Raw genomic sequence first — 17,091 nt, forward strand, 5'->3', positions numbered from 1 at the left:
ATTAAACAGGCATTTTTAACCCAAAAATGGGGCCTCTAAGCCTTTATAAAGGCGAAAAACCCGAGAACTTTTCCACTAAATCAATACCTTACCTTGGTCCGACCCCGCTATGCCGATTTTCGAATCATACATCTCCGAATTCTTTCCCAAGATTATCAAAAAAGCCTTGAAACACTTTCTTTCCCATCTCAATATTTTCGTTAAAAATATCTAAATACGCTTCATTAGATATCGGTAAATTTAGATCTGCCCTAACTGAAAGAATTGCATCCGGAAGAAAATATGAGATATCAAAAAACTTAGCCATGCATTTTTTGGTAAAAATTAAATGCTCATTATTTTGCTTATCACGCAACTCTTTAATTTCATTCATATATCTGTCACGCTCTTCGGTATGAAACTTTATATTGTTGTTTATAACATCCCATAACCGCTGATCCCTATTCCCCTCTAAATTCACAGACTTCATCATCGAAACAAGACGCTCAAGCTCACTCATCTCTTTTGATCTCAACTCATCTACAACAGTTATATAGCTTTGCCTAGACAACAATGCACCTCTATCTAGCATCAGCTCCATTATTGCTGCACCAATTTTTCCCATTATAGTTGTAACTGCTTTTACAGTAGACTCAGAACCCACTATTTGAACTTTAGCTATCAATCCTGAATCAATATTCATTTGCTTTGTGATAACATTATTATCTAAATCAAGAATCGACAAGGCTTCCTATAATATTAAGATGCCGAGTTAACGCTTCGGTCGCCTCTAAATAAACCTCCTTTCTTATTGTTTTTTCTCGTTCAATCTCAGCAAGCTTGAGCTGATTGTTACTTCTAATCTCTTCTATAATTTGCGCATACTCAGTCTTAACTGATTCAACTTTGTTTGTAATTTCTGCCACATCCTCTTTCGTAGCTAGATTTTTCCCTTTCTCTGATAGATATGATGGTATATATGATTTGATTATTAAAAATATTAAACCACCGCCTAAAACAGCACCTACACCCAAACTACCCAACAAAGCAAACAAGTTTTCCATTTTCTCAGCGCTCGCATAAAATCTTTTCCAGACCCCTAGGGGCCTGGTCTTGTCTTTTGCTATCTAAGAGCCAGGAGGCAAAAAGCAAGACCTGACCCCGATGTTGCCCTCATTGTCTTTTACATCTCCAATAATCAAAATAACCTCGAACCCGAACCTGTTTAAAATAAAGACCATCCGTGGCGATGCGGATTATTGCTTTTATTCCCGCAACTCTCCCGTTGAGCACTGATAGAATCGTTATCCTCTGACATTTCGTTAAACAAGCGTTTTTACCTGTAAAACGGGGCTTCTAAGCCTCTAAAGTGGCCATCAAACTGCTAATTTTATTGCCAAATCATTGACTTACGCTGGTCCGACCCCGCTATGAATTTCTTAATCGTTTAAGTCTCGTCGCCTGCAATGCCTCTCTGGATCTTTGCAGGAAGCACAAAGAGATACTGGCCAAACGCCTGTACGAAATCGATAACTCTCCTTGCATCTTCGGATGAAGGAAGTGATGACGATTCATCTGCATGTCTCTGGTCATTTGCATCTAATCTGACTTGATGCGCCCAAGATGCCATCTCTTGTGTAAATCAAATGATCACCAACTGCTGAATCTATACGAGAATAGAGACTGCCATCTGCATAACCTTTAATCTTTAACATTGAATCAACTGAGCTAGCCGATAACATTATCGAACCTGCTGGCGCATGCAAAGATTCAATTGCCTGCTGAAGATATGCTTTCGACCTCTCTGGGATATCATCCTCAACACGCAAAAGTTCAGGGAACACTTGTATAACAGACTGGCCAAAGTCTCAGCGACCAGGCAGTAACCAGCCGCACCACAGCCTGTACAGCAATAAATACGCCATTTCCTTTGCATTTCCCCCGAATGATTCTTTGTTATATGCTCACCAACTTTATCCAGCGTGGGTCTAGCAATTTGACAATGCGGACAACAATCTAATTCAAGGTGGTTACCTAGAATCATAAAACCATCCTTAACATATTGAGCATTTTCAATTTTAAGTTACTTACGCGCACTCTTTTTCCTATTCATATTTTCATTTAAATAAATTCGAATGTATGTTGTCAGAAGTTTATCTAAAATTTTATCTATAGCATCATGTTTTTGAGGATTTCTAATCTTATCTAGAAAGTTTACAAAAATTTTGGCAGGCAATATGACAATAAGTTTTTTATCTTGTTTATTGTAAATCTCTCTAATCCAGACAAGATCTTTATCTCTATCAGGCTCTTTGTTTTCTGCTCTCGTTATGAAGAAGCCAATTTTCCCATACGCATCGCCTAAATAACTCGCTAACTGACGAAAGTCGGCTGGTCGCAATTCCTTATAGTTCTTTACTTCAAAAATAATTTCTCTACTACCATAATCATCCAATACTCTTCGCCAAAACCCTCTATCACTACAATTCGTCGCTACAATATCTCTTCTCTGCGCGGAATCTTTATTAGGATTGCTCTCAACATTTCTAAGAGCCCCAGCAAAACATATCCTCACAGCCTCAAGACACCAGTCTTCAAACTCTCTAAAGTCCTCATCCCCAGGATGTATATCGTTTAACTGGGAAACAAGGCGACCTATTTTTTTATTTCTTTCCTCTTGAGATGCTGATTCAATTTCAATTTCATAATCATCATGTATCTCACGAGCTTCGTCAGGGTCAAACGACTTCCTAACCAGATTAAGTGCTATTTGATAACACGGGTGTATTAATAGAACTGAATCAGCATTCATCGACACATCAGGCGTTCTGCCATCATGACAAAAAGAAAAGGAACTTGTTGTTCTGTCCTTTATTCCAATAAACCCAATACTGTATAGACTTCGCAAGGCGGATTTTGGATCATCTATTAGAAATAGATCTTGTTGCACTTCTGGAGGATAATCATCATCCATTATTACTTTATTTATAACGCTTTCTGCCTCAGAGGTGGTAAACTCTGGCTTATAGTTAGTAAACGACTCGGTTAATACTTTAATAGAAGGGAAAATCGCTGCATATTCTTTCTGAAGGTCTTCCAGACGTGTTTTCGATATATATTTCGATGTTGCCTCTAAATCTGAACTTATGAGCTTGTCGTGACCTTCTCTCGCCGCAACGAAAAACGCCTGATTAAGCAGCGCTAACAAGTCCCTTGGTCTATACAAAGTTAATTGTAAGCACTTCCTAAATCCCTCCCTACCTTTTAACTCGCTTGCAACTACTTTATTCCAAACTCGGATATCATTTTCTTGCTCTATTTCAAAAACAACTTTCAATCTACTTGCAACAAGGTTTAATAATTGTTGCTCCTCCCAGTGTAGCCTTAACGATGTTCCTTCAATATTACGAGAATAATCCGGATCTTTCTCAGCTACTGCCCTGAACATGTTATCCCTAACAAATAATATTGGCCTAACTCTTTCGTATGTGGAATTTACATTTAGCGTCCCTTGAATTATTCCCGCTATGTAAGCAATCCCAGATGTATCCGGGTAGTACCCTTCATCAAGACTATCTATTAGGACATATACATCATTATTTAAATTCTCATATGCCCGTGCGAGAGCATCTTTTAACTCCCTTAATAACAGTTTCTCTGAAAGCTCCGCAATTGACTCTTCAGGTGATGGATTGCTACCCATTCCTTTTATTAGCAATTTTCTCAGATTAAATGCAATATTTTTGCTTTCATCATAATTCTCTGAAACCAGCTTCTTGATCGCCGCTGAATTTTCTACCTTTTGAAATTTATAATGTTTACACAGTTCATTTAGTATAACTAAATGTAATATCGCTTCCCAAGCTATTTTGACTGCCGCTCTGATTAAGTCATAACCCTCATTAAAGTGCTTCAAAATAGGCCGCAAACCAATTACTTGATCTTCTTCAGGAACAAGTTTAAGAACATATGTTTTATCTTGTTTTTCGAGCTTACTCTCTAATTTATATGTTAAAGCACTTTTCCCTGTTCCCCTCCTACCTATAACAACCACTTTATCCGCGCTTTCGATTAGTGTTCTATAATCTGCAGTTTCAAGAAATGCTTTATCAAGCATTATCTTGTCAGTCTCAGCTCTAATCTCCCCCAATTTGTTTGCAGATACTTTCATTCTATTTTCCACAATAAAATAAAAACGACCGAAGTCGTTTTTTTGTAGCACACACAATCAAGGCACTCAGTAGCATATTATTTTATACTTGCGAGAGACCGTAATCTTTGGTCAAGAGCCAGCGAGGGAGTTGTAGACAAGGCGCAGTGCTTCCCGAAAAGCGCAGCGTATAAATCAATACGTGAGCATTTTCGGGAAGTGCTGCAACGCCGCATACGGCTTCCTCGCGCCGCTCTTAACCGCATTTGGAGTCGCCACAGTTAAGACACGTCAAACACCCATCCATCTTGATCACGGCCTTGGTACTGCACTTGCCACACAACTGCGCCCCGGCCGGGAAGTCGCCTTTGGCTTCCTCGGAGTCTTCGACCATTTGCCTGGCGCCTTCGAACTGGGCGCGTTTTTCCTCGATGAGTTTTTTCTGGTGTTCGTCCAGGCCGTCGTCTTTTAACAGGCCGATCATGCGCATGTGGCATTCGATGGCGTCGCCGATCTCGGCCACCAGCGAGGGCATGTATCTGCCGCCCTTCTTGAAGTAGCCGCCGCGCGGATCGAAGACCGAGCGCAGTTCCTCGACCAGGAAGGTGACGTCGCCGCCCTTGCGGAACACGGCGGAGACGATGCGGGTCAGGGCGACGATCCACTGGAAGTGGTCCATGTTCTTGGAGTTGATGAAGATCTCGAACGGGCGGCGCAGTTCGTGATCGGTGCCCTGGTTGAGGATCAGGTCGTTGATGGTGATATACAGCGCGTGTTCGGTCAGCGGAGTTTTTATTTTATAAGTCGAGCCGAGCAACATCTCGGGGCGCTCGAGCTTCTCGTGCATGTGGATGACATTGTCTTCCGCCTCCGCCTTCTCTTTCAGCGCCGCTTCGGCGGCCTGATCGTCGGCGTCGTCTTCTTTGACAACTTCGTAGGCGGCGATTTTGCTGTCGATTCTGATGGCCATGGTTGTTTTCCTCTCGCTTGTTCTTTGTGTGTCGGGACAGCCGATCTGTTCACATCTGGTCGTTCGTTTGCCGGACCTTTGTACCCGTAAGGCTGAATAGTCGCCTACATCTAATTTTCACGGCCTCTACTGACTCGTGTCCTGAGTGAGGCCTGATGAGCCTGAGGCAAGGCGCAGTGCTTGTCGAAAAGCGCAGCGTATAAGTCAATACGTGAGCATTTTCGGGAAGTGCTGCAACGCCGCATCAGGTCATCCGCCTCGCTCAGACTAGTATTTCCCATAGTACCCTTCTTTGAGGGCATCATATAAATTCGCCGCATTATGGGTTTCGCCGTCGTATTCGATCTCTTCGTTGCCCTTGGCTTCGATCACGGTGCCGTCGTCCAGGGTGAAGCGATACGTTGTATTCTCCAGGTCCTTTTCCTTGACCAGTACGCCCTGGAACGCCTCGGGGTTGAAGCGGAAGGTGGTGCAGCCCTTCAGCCCCTGGTGATAGGCGTAGGTGTAGATGTCCTTGAAGTCCTCGAAGGCGTAGTCGGTCGGCACGTTGGCGGTCTTGGAGATGGACGAGTCCACCCACTTCTGCGAGGCGGCCTGGATGTCGACGTGTTCCTTGGGCGTGATGTCCTCGGCGGTGATGAAGTAGTCGGGCAGTTTCGCTTCCTCTTCCTCGCTGTAGGGCATCGCCTTCTGGTTGACCAGCTCGCGGTAGGCCAGCAGCTCGAAGGAGAAGACGTCGACCTTCTCTTTTGATTTGCGCCCTTCGCGGATCACGTTGCGCGCGTAGTGGTGCGCGAACGAGGGCTCGATGCCGTTACTGGCGTTGTTGGCCAGCGACAGGGAGATGGTGCCGGTCGGGGCGATGGAGCTGTGATGGGTGAAGCGCACGCCCTTCTCGGCGATCTGCTCGACCAGTTCCGGGTCCACCTCGGCCATCTTCTGCATATAGCGGCTGTACCGGGCCTGCAGCACCTTGCCCTTGAGCTTCTGGCCGACCTTGATGCCGTCCTTTTTCATCTCCGGGCGCCAGCGCAGCATGTCGGCGGTGACCTTGAACTCCTGCTCCATGATCGGCGCCGGGCCTTTTTCCTCGGCCAGGGCCAGGCCGGTGCGCCAGCCTTCCAGCGCCAGCTCGCGGCTGACTTTCTCGGTGAACTCCACCGACTCGCAGCTGCCGTATTTCATGCGCAGCATGGTCAGCGTGGAACCCAGGCCCAGGAAGCCCATGCCGTGACGACGCTTGCTCAGGATCTCGTTGCGCTGGCCTTCCAGTGGCAGGCCGTTGATCTCGACCACGTTATCCAGCATGCGGGTGAAGATGCTGACCACCTTTTGATATTCCTCCCAGTCGAAGCTCGCCTCACTGGTGAACGGCTTGCGCACGAACTTGGTCAGGTTGATGGAACCCAGCAGGCAGGAGCCGTAGGGCGGTAATGGCTGCTCTCCGCATTGCCCTGTGACCAGCCCGTTGAAGATCACGGTGTTGTGATCCTGCTGGGTGGTATCGAAGACAGCTTCCCGGCCCACATACTCAATCGACTCGATGGTGGCGGTGAATTTCTGGGTCTTGTACAGCGCACGCTCGGCGGCCCATTCACGATAACGATCGTTTTTGTAATCGAGCAGGAATCCGATCTCGTCCATGAACTGTTCGCGGGACTCGCCGTCGATAATCAGTTCATGATCGGCCTGGCAGTTGTATGCCTTGCTGCCGCCATGACCGTCGGGCAACATCCGCTCGCCGGCATCGCGGCGTTTGTGGATGCGGCACAGAACGCCGAAGTTGGACAGCAGCATCTGCACTTCCTGCAACAGCTTCCTGTGACTGGAGGCGAGGCGAATGGAGCAGCTCTGGCTCTTGCCGGAGATATTCACCGTGCCGTCGGCCTGGAACAGGGCGCGCAGGTAACCCTTGATGCACTCTTGCGAGCCGCGCCAGACGACTTCCGGCACCTGCAGTTTGGTCTGTTTGGTGAAACCGTAATGTTCGAGCACCCGCGCCAGAATCACCGAGCGGACGAACACGTGATTGCGATCCGGTACGGCGACCGGGGAAACATGGTAAGCGCGCGGCGTCATGGCCACATCGCCGATCAGCGAGTTGACATAGTTAACAATGGCCGGGGCAAGCACCCGATCCTCGCCCCAGAAATTGACAATCGCCGCCTCCTTGCCGCCACCACGATTGGTGAAGTGGCCGTCGCCGGCAATCAGCCCCAGCAACATGCCCAGTTCTTTTGAACCTTCATTGCCAAACTGGCCCTTGCCGGATTGCACCAGCAGACTGTCGCCTTCCTTGAGCTCACTCAGCGGAATTTTGCCCCGACCGGTATAGAAGTCATGCCACTCGGTGGCCTTGATTTCATAACCTTCTTTGGTGGTAACCCGATAGACATCCGCCTCGCCGGCGGTCATGAAGGCCGGTACCGCCGAACGCACATCGGTGCCCCGGCCGTCCTGACCCAGCGCCCGGGTATCCACGGTGGTTTGCAGCTCGGCGCCGGATTTGTACAGTTCACCGATTTCGACCATGCCGTACTGGGTATGCAGACGGGTATCGGCGGTGACACACGGGTTGGTCGCCCGGATGTTCTCGCAGTACCAGTTGTTGTTCTGTTCGTTGACCCGATCGATCAGGATGAACCCCGGCTCGGCGAAGTCGTAGGTGGAGTTCATGATCATGTTCCACAGGTGCTTGGCCTTGAGGGTCTTGTACACCTTGCAGGCCACCAGCCCTTCCTTGTTGGTGAAGTACTTGTTCTTGACCGGCCAGTCACGCCAGATGATCTGCTCGCTGTCCTTGAGATCGATGCCGTCTTCGGTGATCTCCTTCTCGGTCAGCGGGAAGGCCAGTTGCCACCAGCCGTCGCTTTCCACTGCCTGCATGAACTCGTCGGTGATCAACAGGCTCAGGTTGAACTGGCGCAGGCGGGCGTTTTCGCGCTTGGCACGAATGAAGTCCATCACGTCCGGGTGGCCGACATCGAAGGTCGCCATCTGCGCGCCGCGGCGCCCGCCGGCAGAGGAGACGGTGAAGCACATCTTGTCGTAGATATCCATGAACGACAGCGGCCCGGAGGTGTAGGCGCCGGCGCCGGAGACGTAGGCGCCCTTGGGACGCAGTGTGGAGAAGTCATAACCTATACCTGAACCCGACTTCAGAGTAAGCCCTGCTTCATGCACCTTGTTTAATATGTCGTCCATCGAGTCCTCGATGGTGCCGGAGACGGTGCAGTTGATGGTGGAGGTGGCCGGCTTGTGGGCCAGCGCGCCGGCGTTGGAGGTGATGCGCCCGGCGGGGATGGCGCCCTGGCGCAGGGCCCAGAGGAACTGCTCGTACCAGTACTCCTGCTGCTCCGGGGTTTCCTCCACGTCGGCCAGCGCCCGGGCCACCCGTTTGTAGGTGTCGTCCATGCTCTGGTCGATGATCTGACCGTCCTTGCTCTTGAGGCGGTATTTTTTGTCCCAGATATCGAGGGATGCGTCCTGGAACGGGATTTCTTTGACACTGCCGGCGGGCAGTTTATGTAGCTGGGCGCTCATGTAGGGTGATCCTCCCGGTGCGATAAAAATCAATAAAATCAATCACCCGGACCGCCTTGTTATCTACGGCAAGCGGCGTTCTCGGGTACGGCGGGTACAACTGGTTTACAGCTCAATCCGGCAAACACTAGATATTGTGTTTGATGTAGGAGCTTAGGACCAGGAGCGGGGTCTGTCAATGCTTTATCGACTATTTTACAAGTTAGGGTTTACCCTTAACAAACAAGAACTTGCACTATTTTCAGGCCGTCTGCGCCGAACCGGTGCGAGGCGGAATTCTCACCCCGCCAGAACTATATATTGTGTTTCTAATATTGGCCCGGGGCGCTGCTCCGGGGGTTAGGGGCTACTCACGTTATGACCGTTTTGGCCAAAACAGCACAAATCACTCGCCGTCGGCGGGGCAAACCCGCATCGATTTGGCCCGCGCACTTGATAAAAATCCGGCTCACACCTATATCCCTTTCAAGCAGATGGACACTGTGCGCACAGCAACACCTGCGAATAAATTCAACCCAAGTTGTTTATTTGCAATAAAGGAGAACGAATCATGACCCTGGTACGTTATGAACCCTGGAGCATGCTGAACCAGATCCGCCGCGAAATGGATCAGATGCTCGAAGGCACCAGCGAAAGCGGTGAAAGCAGCGCCATTGCCACCAGCGACTGGATTCCGGCAGTGGATATCAAAGAGACCAAGGACGCCTTCATCCTGCATGCCGATGTCCCCGGCGTGGATCCCAAGGATGTGGACGTGCACATGGAAAACGGCATTTTGACCATCAAGGGCGAACGCGAGTCCGAGAAGAAGGACGAGCGCGAAGGCTACAAGCGGGTGGAACGCCAGTACGGCGCCTTCTATCGCCGATTCAGCCTGCCGGATACCGCCGATGCGGAGAAGATCTCGGCCAAGAGCAAGAACGGCGTGGTGGAAATCACCATTCCCAAGAAGGAAGCCGTGCAGCCGCGCAAGATCTCGGTTGAAAGCTGATAGAGCGTTAGAGCGTTAGAGCGTTAGAGCGTTAGAGCGTTAGAGCGTTAGAGCGTTAGAGCGTTAGAGCGTTAGAGCGTTAGAGCGTTAGAGCGTTAGAGCGTTAGAGCGTTAGAGCGCGAGATGGTCGAGTCGAAAGGGGTGGAGTGTCAAGCCGCCGCTGCCTCCTTTTTCGACCTCACGACCTCGCGATCTCGCGACCTGACGACCTGACGACCTCACGCTCTCGCGACCTCACGATCTCACCAACCATATATTAAGGAGTGACCATGAACGCCATGGCTGAACTACAACGTGGACTCAACCGTGCCTGGCACACCGTCAGCGAGGGCTGGACCCAGCTGCGGGACCGGGCGGCCAATGCCATTACCCGCTTCAATCCGGTCAACCGCGAGGGCGAGGTGGAATCCGCCGAGGACGTCGGCGTGCTGCGCGGCGCCCGCTGGAGCGTCCTGGCCGCGGATGTGCAGGACAAGGGCGAGGAGCTGGTTGTGCGCCTGGAAGTCCCGGGCATGGAATCCGATGACTTCGATATCGCGGTGGTCGACGACACCCTGCTGGTGCGCGGGGAAAAACGCCTGCAACGGGAACAGACCGAGGGCGATTACCATATCCGCGAATGCGCCTACGGCGCCTTCCAGCGCGCCGTCCCCCTGCCGATCGCGGTCGACCAGGACAAGGCCAAGGCCCGCTACAAGCGCGGCATACTGAGCATCAGCCTGCCCAAGGCCAGCCACGCCCGGCGCCGCAGAATCGAAGTCGGCAGTTAGCAGTTGGCAGTTGGCAGTTGGCAGTTGGCAGTTGGCAGTTGGCAGAAATTATGTAGTTCAGGTTGCGCGCAGCGCTACCTGACAGGCTTCTGACTGCAAACTGCCGACTGCTATCTGCCAACTTATCTTTATTCTTTACATATTCTTGCATTTACTCGTGAAACATTTACCTGCCAGTCAGGCACTATAACGATGCCAACACCGCCCACGGCGGGCTTTGAATTGATACCGTAGTAAAAGGGAGGCCAATCTTGAGACATCTGACTACCGCCAAACCCGTTCGACATTTTCTGCTGCTGGCACTCGGCCTGCTGCTGGTTGCCGGCAACGCCGCGGCCCTGCCCACCCACGACAGCCAGGGCCAGGCGCTGCCCAGCCTGGCGCCGATGCTGGACAAAGTCACTCCGGCGGTGGTCAATATCGCCACCACCGGCACGGTACGGGTGCGCGGCAACCCGCTGCTGGACGATCCGTTCTTCCGCCGTTTTTTCGATATGCCGGAACAACCGCGCGAGCGGCGCACCCAGAGCCTGGGCTCGGGGGTCATCGTCGATGCCGACAATGGCTATATCCTGACCAACAACCATGTGATCGAACATGCCGATCAGATCAAGGTGACCCTGCGCAACGGCAGCAGTTACGACGCCGAACTGATCGGCACCGATCCCGACTCCGATGTAGCCGTGATCAAGATCGAGGCCGACAACCTCACCGCCGTGCCGCTGGCCGATTCGGACAGCCTGCGGGTCGGGGATTTCGTGGTGGCGATCGGCAATCCCTTCGGCCTCGGCCAGACGGTGACCTCCGGCATCGTCAGCGCCCTGGATCGCAGCGGCCTGGGGATTCAGGGTTACGAGGATTTCATCCAGACCGATGCCTCGATCAATCCCGGCAACTCGGGCGGCGCGCTGGTCAACCTCAACGGCGAGCTGATCGGCATCAACAACGCCATCTTCTCCCGCTCCGGGGGTAATATCGGCATCGGCTTCGCCATCCCGATCAATATGGCGCAAAAAATTATGGCCCAACTGGTCGAACACGGCGAGGTACGCCGCGGCCGCCTTGGCGCCCAGGCCCAGGATCTGACGCCCGAGCTGGCCCAGGCCTTCGGTCTCAAGCAGGGCGAGGGCGCGGTGATCACCCAGGTGAATGACGGTTCGCCGGCGGACAGGGCGGGACTGCAGCCCGGTGACATTGTGACCGCGATCGACGGCAAACCGGTGCGTGACGCCAACACGCTGCGCAACAGTATCGGCCTGCTGCCCATCGGCAGCGAAGTCCGCATACAGGTATTGCGCGAAGGCAAGCAACATGCGCTCACCGCCACCATCGAAAAACCAGCCAGCCAGCAGGCCCAGGGCGGTGAAAAGCTGCACGCCCATCTCACCGGCGCCCGCTTCTCGGACATTACCGAAGGCCATCGTCTGCACGGGCGCATCGAAGGCGTCCTGGTCAGCGAGGTCGAGCGAGGCAGCCCGGCCTGGAGTGCCGGCCTGCGCCCGAATGACGTGATCGTCTCGGTCAATCGCCAGCCGATCAAAAGCGTGGCCGACATGCGCGATGTGATCGGCAACAGCCCGCAACTGTTGCTCAATATCCGTCGCGGTAACGGGGCCCTGTTCCTCTATCTGCGCTGATCTCCCGCCAGTCGGCTGCCCGGCCGACTGGCTCTTCTTCTCTTCTGGGGCGCTGGCCGACACTTCAGGTACTATACTGAAGAAAAACCGTCGGGCTCATGCATCACCGGCCACGCATTTGCCAAATCAAACGCTGTGACCACCCACCAGGCTGAAAATCCTCTCCGGGTTGTGTACTGTTTTTGGCCCGCGCGGGGTTCCTGTTGAGGATTTACCGGTTCCCGGCATGTCAAGCAAACCGATCAGTGGTATTTTACCCCTCATGAGAGAGCCTGCCTCGACAATCGCTCCCCGGATAGACCCATGTTGAGACTGGATCTGCGCTCCTATCTGAACCGCCTCTGCCTGGGTATCATCGTGCTGGGCACGGCGGTGGCAATCGTACTGTTTTTGTATATTCGGGATAACGAACAGCGGAACCTCGAATATCAGTTGCAGCTGGCTTTTGATGAACATTTCAATGCGATTCATGCCGAAAGCGATATCCTGGATAAAATCATGCAGGCATTGCATGGACTGTATGACGCCTCCAGGGAGGTGGAACGCCATGAATTCCGCCGCTTCAGTAATGACATCGCCCTGAACCACCATTATCTGAAGGCGGTCTTCTGGTTGCCGCGGTACGAACAGGCGCCTTTTACTTATCCCGTCGAATTCGCCGAACCCTCCAGCTACCTCGTAACCCTGGGCGGGATCGATATGGCGGATGAGCCGGCTTTTCAGCAAAAGCTGGATGCGGCCGCGCGCGAACAGCGACTATTGGTACTCCCTGATCGACATAGTGGCGTGACCGAATCGATGCAATCGATTCGCCTGTTTATGCCGGTCTACAAGGACGAGGGACTGGCCCCGCGCGGTTTTATCATGTTGCTGCTGGATGTGGATGAGTTTATCGACGCCGCGCTTACGCATCGAACCACCGCCAAGCGTACCCTGGATATTGCTATTACTCACGGTCCGGACAACCGTTTGCTGTTCTATCATCCCGCCGAACCGGATGATCAAAAGCCGGACATCTCGCAGTGGATGCAACAGGAAAATAATCACCGACGCCCACTGCATATCCTGGAGCAGGACTGGACATTGCTGATACGACCGGCCCCCGGGCACTATCCCGAGCCTCTGTCCCTGATGTCCTGGTTTGCCCTGTTCGCTACCCTGGCCATTACCTTTTTGATCGCCGGGGTGCTCAACACCACCCTGACCCGGCGCAATTACGCCGAAACCCAGGTGGCCGAACGCACTGCGGCACTGCGCAAAAGCGAGGAACGACTGGCCCGCCTGTACGACATCATCTCTTCCAACCTGGACTTTGCCGACAAGACCCGCCGACTGCTTGCCTATGGCTGTGATCAGCTGGGTCTGCAATACGGTGTGCTGTCGCATATCCAGCGAGGGCAATACCATATTTTATACGCAAGCTCACAGAAGCAGGATCTGCAGGAAGGCCAGGTTTATTCATTGAATCAAACCTATTGCGGGCAGACATTAAAGAACCACGCCATCACCACCGTGACACATGCCGGTATGTCGGGATGGCGCCACCTGGATTGTTATCAGCATTACGGGCTGGAAACGTATATCGGAACACCCATATACACCGCTGGTCAGCTGTACGGCACCCTGAGTTTCTCCGGCACCGAACCCCGTGTTCCGCCCTTCAGCCAGTCGGAGCAGGAACTGGTACAACTGATCGCACAGTGGCTGAGCATGGAGCTGGTGCACATCCAGTACGAGGATCAACTGCTGGAACAGCGCAACACCATCCGTCATATCCTGGAAAGCACGGCCGAGGCGTTTGTCGCCGTGGACCGTTCTCAAACCATCCTGTATGCCAACTCACTGACACAGGAACTGCTCAAGCTGGATACGAGCGATCTGGTCGGCCAGCATTTGCAAACGGTTGCCCCGCAAACCCGCGAACTGTTCGGTGCCGCACTGCAGAATGCACTGGAGAACGAACAGTCATGCCAGTTTGACCGCTATTATCCGGACAACGGCAAGTGGCTGGAAGTGGCCATTCACCCCACCTTGCAGGGCGCCTCCATTTCATTGCGCGATATTACCCAGCAAAAAGCCAATGCCGAGATGCTCTCGCACACGCTCGGTATCAAGAACGCGATTCTCAACAGCGCCAACTTCACCATCATTGCCACCGACGTGGATGGCACCATCATGAGTTTCAATCGTGCGGCTGAACGCATCCTGGGTTATTCCGCCGGGGAGATGATCGGCAAGCAAACCCCGATCATGTTTCACGATCCCGAAGAGATCGCACTGCGCGCCCGGGACCTGAGCGAGAAGCTGGAAATGCCGATTGCACCGGGCTTCGACGCGTTTGTCGCCATGGCACGGCGCGGTATCCCCGACGAACACGAGTGGACCTATATCCACCGCGACGGCAACCGCATTCCGGTGCTGTTATCGATTACCGAAATGACCGATGAACAGGGTAACTGTATCGGTTATCTCGGCATCGGGGTCGACATTACCGAGCGCAAGCGCATCGAGCGCATGCGCGATGAGTTTGTTTCCACCGTCAGTCACGAACTGCGTACGCCGCTGACCTCGATTCGCGGTTCGCTCGGGCTGTTAAGCGGTAACCTGGGGGAACAACTGCCGGATCAGGCGCATTCGCTGATCGAAATCGCCGAACGCAATACCGAACGCCTGTTGCATCTGATCAATGATATTCTCGATATTAACAAGCTCGAATCGGGCAAGATGGCCTTTACCTACGAACCGCTGCCGCTGAGCGGCTTCCTGCAACAGGCGATCGAGAACAACCTGGCCTATGCTCGCGAATTCAATGTGGAACTGAAACTGGCGGCCGAACCTGCCATCGATACGGAACTGTATGCCGACGAACACCGGCTGATGCAGGTTATGAACAACCTGCTTTCCAATGCCGTGAAGTTTTCCCATGCCGGCGGCTCGGTGGAGATCGAGGCCCGGCATCAACAGCATTTCGTGCGCATCAGCGTGACCGATCACGGCAAGGGCATTCCCGCCGACTTTCGGGACAAGATTTTTCAACGCTTCAGCCAGGCCGACGCCTCGGACAGTCGCAATACCGGCGGTACCGGCCTGGGGCTGAGTATCGCCCAGGCCATCGTCGAACAGCACGGCGGCCAGCTCAACTACGTCAGCCAGCCGGGCATCGGCACCACGTTCTATTTTGATCTGCCCGTCTATCGACATCAGTCGATCACCCGCATCAAGGATCAGATCATCAGCCTGAGCCCGCCGCAGCCCCATCGCCTGCTGATCTGCGAGGACGATCCGGACATCGCCGGCCTGTTGCAACTGATGCTCGCCCGTCACGGTTATCAAAGCGACCTTTGCGCCACGGCCGCCGAAGCGCGCGAGGCACTGGCACAGCAGCACTATGACGCCCTGTTGCTGGATATTCTGCTGCCCGATCGCAACGGGCTGGATCTGATCCGCCAGTTGCGCGACACGGAGACCACCCGCTGGTTGCCCGTCATTGTTGTCTCGGCCATGGCCAACGAGGCCCGCAACCAGCTCGAAGGCGGCATCGCCGATATCGTCGACTGGCTGGACAAACCGCTGGATCAGGACCGCCTGCTCGACTCGGTGCGCCGGGCCCTGCTGCATCTGCCGGACAAAGCCCGGGTGCTGTACGTGGAAGATGATCCCGACCTGCAAAGCGTGATCGGCCGTATGTTACAGGACCAGGTGGTCCTGTTTCGTGCCAGCAGCCTGCAGGAAGCCCGGGATCAGCTGAGCGGGCAGAACTTCGATCTGGTTCTGCTGGATGTGGGCCTGCCCGACGGCTCGGGGCTGGAACTGCTGGAGCAGCTTCGGGATCAACAGCCGCCGCCGGCCGCGGTGATTTTCTCCGACCGCGATCTGGAAGCGGACGTAACCCGTCAGGTCAGCGCTGCCCTGCGCAAGAGCGACACCTCGCAACAGACCCTGCTGGAGACCCTCGCGGCCTGTCTGCAGCAGCGCACCCGCCTCGAACGGGGCACATCAACCGACAAGGAACCGGTATGAGCGAATTGCGCAAGATTCTTTACGTCGAGGACGAAGCGGATATCCAGACCATCGCCCGCCTCGCCCTGCAGGACGTCGGCGGCTTCGAGCTGCAGATCTGCAGCAACGGCAGCGAGGCCCTCGCCACAGCGGAGGATTACCAGCCCGATCTGCTGATCCTCGATGTCATGTTGCCCGGCATGGACGGCCCCACCACCCTGGCCGAGTTGCGCAAACTCCCCGCCCTGAGCGGGACCCCGGCCCTGTTCATGACCGCCAAGGTCCAGCCCCAGGAGCTGGAGCAACTGCGCGCCCAGGGCGCCGCCGAGGTCATTACCAAGCCGTTCGACCCCATGACCCTGGCCGAGACGGTCCGCCGGATCTGGCACAAAATCTGATACTTTTTTCTTATTTTTCAATTGCCTGGCGGGGATTGAAATCCCGCGCCGGGCCCTTATGTGGGTAATAACTGAGATAATTACCAGGGTTATAAAAGATTTATTGGTTCACCTTGACATAATTTATGGAGCGACTATATTAGTAAGTGTTAAATAACTAACTCTGCAACGGAGGTGAGCAACATGGCTGGCGATCTGATCAAGAATTTCCCCCATGATGGTGTGGTTACTGTCAACCGCGTCATCCTGAAACCCGAATACACGATTGACGATCTGCAGGAGCGCGTCGCGTTTCTGTGCGAGAACGTCAAGACCTATCACTCTGACACCGGTTTTGTCGGCGGCTTTGTCTGCCTGAACAGCGGTGCGGTCTCCAACGAGGGTTCCACCATCGGCCAGGCGGTCGAAGATCCCCTGAAGGGCAAGGAAGCACTGATTATTACCTTCTGGAATACCTTCGAGGACCACGAGGAATCCCACAAATCCGAGACCTTCCAGCCCCTGTTCCAGCAGGTCCTGGAGCTGTGTGAAAACGGCAACGAGGAAATTGCCTACGAAATGCTCTGGTCCGGTGCCGCCTATTCACCGGAAGAAGCCGAGCAGGCCCGCAAGGCCAAGGAAGACGCGGCATAACAAAAGGCGCCCGGAGGGGCG

The 17,091-nt window shown here is 53.4% G+C and carries 11 protein-coding genes; 6 read left to right on the forward strand and 5 right to left on the reverse strand.

The genetic code is table 11. The annotated features are described in order from the left end of the window. Positions 1–124: 124 nt before the first annotated feature. The 5 genes from U5K34_RS15920 to U5K34_RS15940 all read right to left on the reverse strand — a co-directional run bounded on the left by U5K34_RS15920 (position 125) and on the right by U5K34_RS15940 (position 8,642). The gene (locus tag U5K34_RS15920; RefSeq protein WP_322569390.1) at positions 125–724 is read right to left on the reverse strand and encodes a hypothetical protein; all 600 of its coding nucleotides are present in this window, start codon (positions 722–724) and stop codon (positions 125–127) included. Next, a complete protein-coding gene (locus U5K34_RS15925) occupies positions 711–1,043 on the reverse strand; it encodes a hypothetical protein (RefSeq protein WP_322569391.1) in 333 nt (110 codons plus the stop codon). The genes U5K34_RS15920 and U5K34_RS15925 overlap by 14 nt, the downstream gene beginning before the upstream one ends. A 1,019-nt stretch (positions 1,044–2,062) precedes the next feature. Then, positions 2,063–4,150: a P-loop ATPase, Sll1717 family gene (locus tag U5K34_RS15930; RefSeq protein ID WP_322569392.1), complete on the reverse strand. Its 2,088-nt coding sequence runs from the start codon at positions 4,148–4,150 to the stop codon at positions 2,063–2,065. A gap of 235 nt (positions 4,151–4,385) precedes the next feature. After that, complete coding sequence (locus U5K34_RS15935; RefSeq protein ID WP_322563748.1) at positions 4,386–5,099, reverse strand: hypothetical protein; 714 nt, start codon at positions 5,097–5,099, stop codon at positions 4,386–4,388. Between the two features lie 267 nt (positions 5,100–5,366). Continuing rightward, positions 5,367–8,642 carry an LAGLIDADG family homing endonuclease gene (locus U5K34_RS15940; protein ID WP_322569393.1) on the reverse strand — a complete coding sequence of 1,092 codons (3,276 nt, stop codon included), beginning with the start codon at positions 8,640–8,642 and terminating at the stop codon, positions 5,367–5,369. Between the two features lie 550 nt (positions 8,643–9,192). Between U5K34_RS15940 and U5K34_RS15945 the strand changes: the two genes are divergently transcribed. The 6 genes from U5K34_RS15945 (at position 9,193) to U5K34_RS15970 (ending at position 17,070) form a co-directional block, all read left to right on the forward strand. Next, entirely contained in the window at positions 9,193–9,633 is a 441-nt protein-coding gene (locus U5K34_RS15945) for an Hsp20/alpha crystallin family protein (RefSeq protein WP_322569394.1), read from the forward strand. Between the two features lie 269 nt (positions 9,634–9,902). Beyond that, positions 9,903–10,403, forward strand: coding sequence for an Hsp20/alpha crystallin family protein (locus U5K34_RS15950; protein WP_322569395.1), 501 nt, complete (start codon positions 9,903–9,905; stop codon positions 10,401–10,403). A gap of 251 nt (positions 10,404–10,654) precedes the next feature. Next, positions 10,655–12,040, forward strand: a complete 1,386-nt coding sequence (locus U5K34_RS15955) for a DegQ family serine endoprotease (protein ID WP_322569396.1) — start codon at positions 10,655–10,657, stop codon at positions 12,038–12,040. 303 nt (positions 12,041–12,343) lie between these two features. Further along, positions 12,344–16,060, forward strand: coding sequence for a response regulator (locus tag U5K34_RS15960; RefSeq protein ID WP_322569397.1), 3,717 nt, complete (start codon positions 12,344–12,346; stop codon positions 16,058–16,060). Further along, positions 16,057–16,437 carry a response regulator gene (locus U5K34_RS15965; protein WP_322569398.1) on the forward strand — a complete coding sequence of 127 codons (381 nt, stop codon included), beginning with the start codon at positions 16,057–16,059 and terminating at the stop codon, positions 16,435–16,437. The genes U5K34_RS15960 and U5K34_RS15965 overlap by 4 nt, the downstream gene beginning before the upstream one ends. A 183-nt stretch (positions 16,438–16,620) precedes the next feature. Beyond that, positions 16,621–17,070, forward strand: a complete 450-nt coding sequence (locus U5K34_RS15970; protein WP_322569399.1) for a hypothetical protein — start codon at positions 16,621–16,623, stop codon at positions 17,068–17,070. Positions 17,071–17,091: the final 21 nt, after the last annotated feature.

The sequence above is a fragment of the Thiohalophilus sp. genome (assembly GCF_034521165.1).
Taxonomy (GTDB): domain Bacteria; phylum Pseudomonadota; class Gammaproteobacteria; order UBA6429; family Thiohalophilaceae; genus Thiohalophilus.

Coding starts and splice junctions, on each gene's coding strand:
- U5K34_RS15925 (WP_322569391.1), bottom strand. CDS start 1,043: ATGGAAAACTTGTTTGCTTTGTTGGGTAGTTTGGGTGTAGGTGCTGTT.
- U5K34_RS15960 (WP_322569397.1), top strand. CDS start 12,344: ATGTTGAGACTGGATCTGCGCTCCTATCTGAACCGCCTCTGCCTGGGT.
- U5K34_RS15945 (WP_322569394.1), top strand. CDS start 9,193: ATGACCCTGGTACGTTATGAACCCTGGAGCATGCTGAACCAGATCCGC.
- U5K34_RS15930 (WP_322569392.1), bottom strand. CDS start 4,150: ATGAAAGTATCTGCAAACAAATTGGGGGAGATTAGAGCTGAGACTGAC.
- U5K34_RS15970 (WP_322569399.1), top strand. CDS start 16,621: ATGGCTGGCGATCTGATCAAGAATTTCCCCCATGATGGTGTGGTTACT.
- U5K34_RS15950 (WP_322569395.1), top strand. CDS start 9,903: ATGAACGCCATGGCTGAACTACAACGTGGACTCAACCGTGCCTGGCAC.
- U5K34_RS15940 (WP_322569393.1), bottom strand. CDS start 8,642: ATGAGCGCCCAGCTACATAAACTGCCCGCCGGCAGTGTCAAAGAAATC.
- U5K34_RS15935 (WP_322563748.1), bottom strand. CDS start 5,099: ATGGCCATCAGAATCGACAGCAAAATCGCCGCCTACGAAGTTGTCAAA.
- U5K34_RS15965 (WP_322569398.1), top strand. CDS start 16,057: ATGAGCGAATTGCGCAAGATTCTTTACGTCGAGGACGAAGCGGATATC.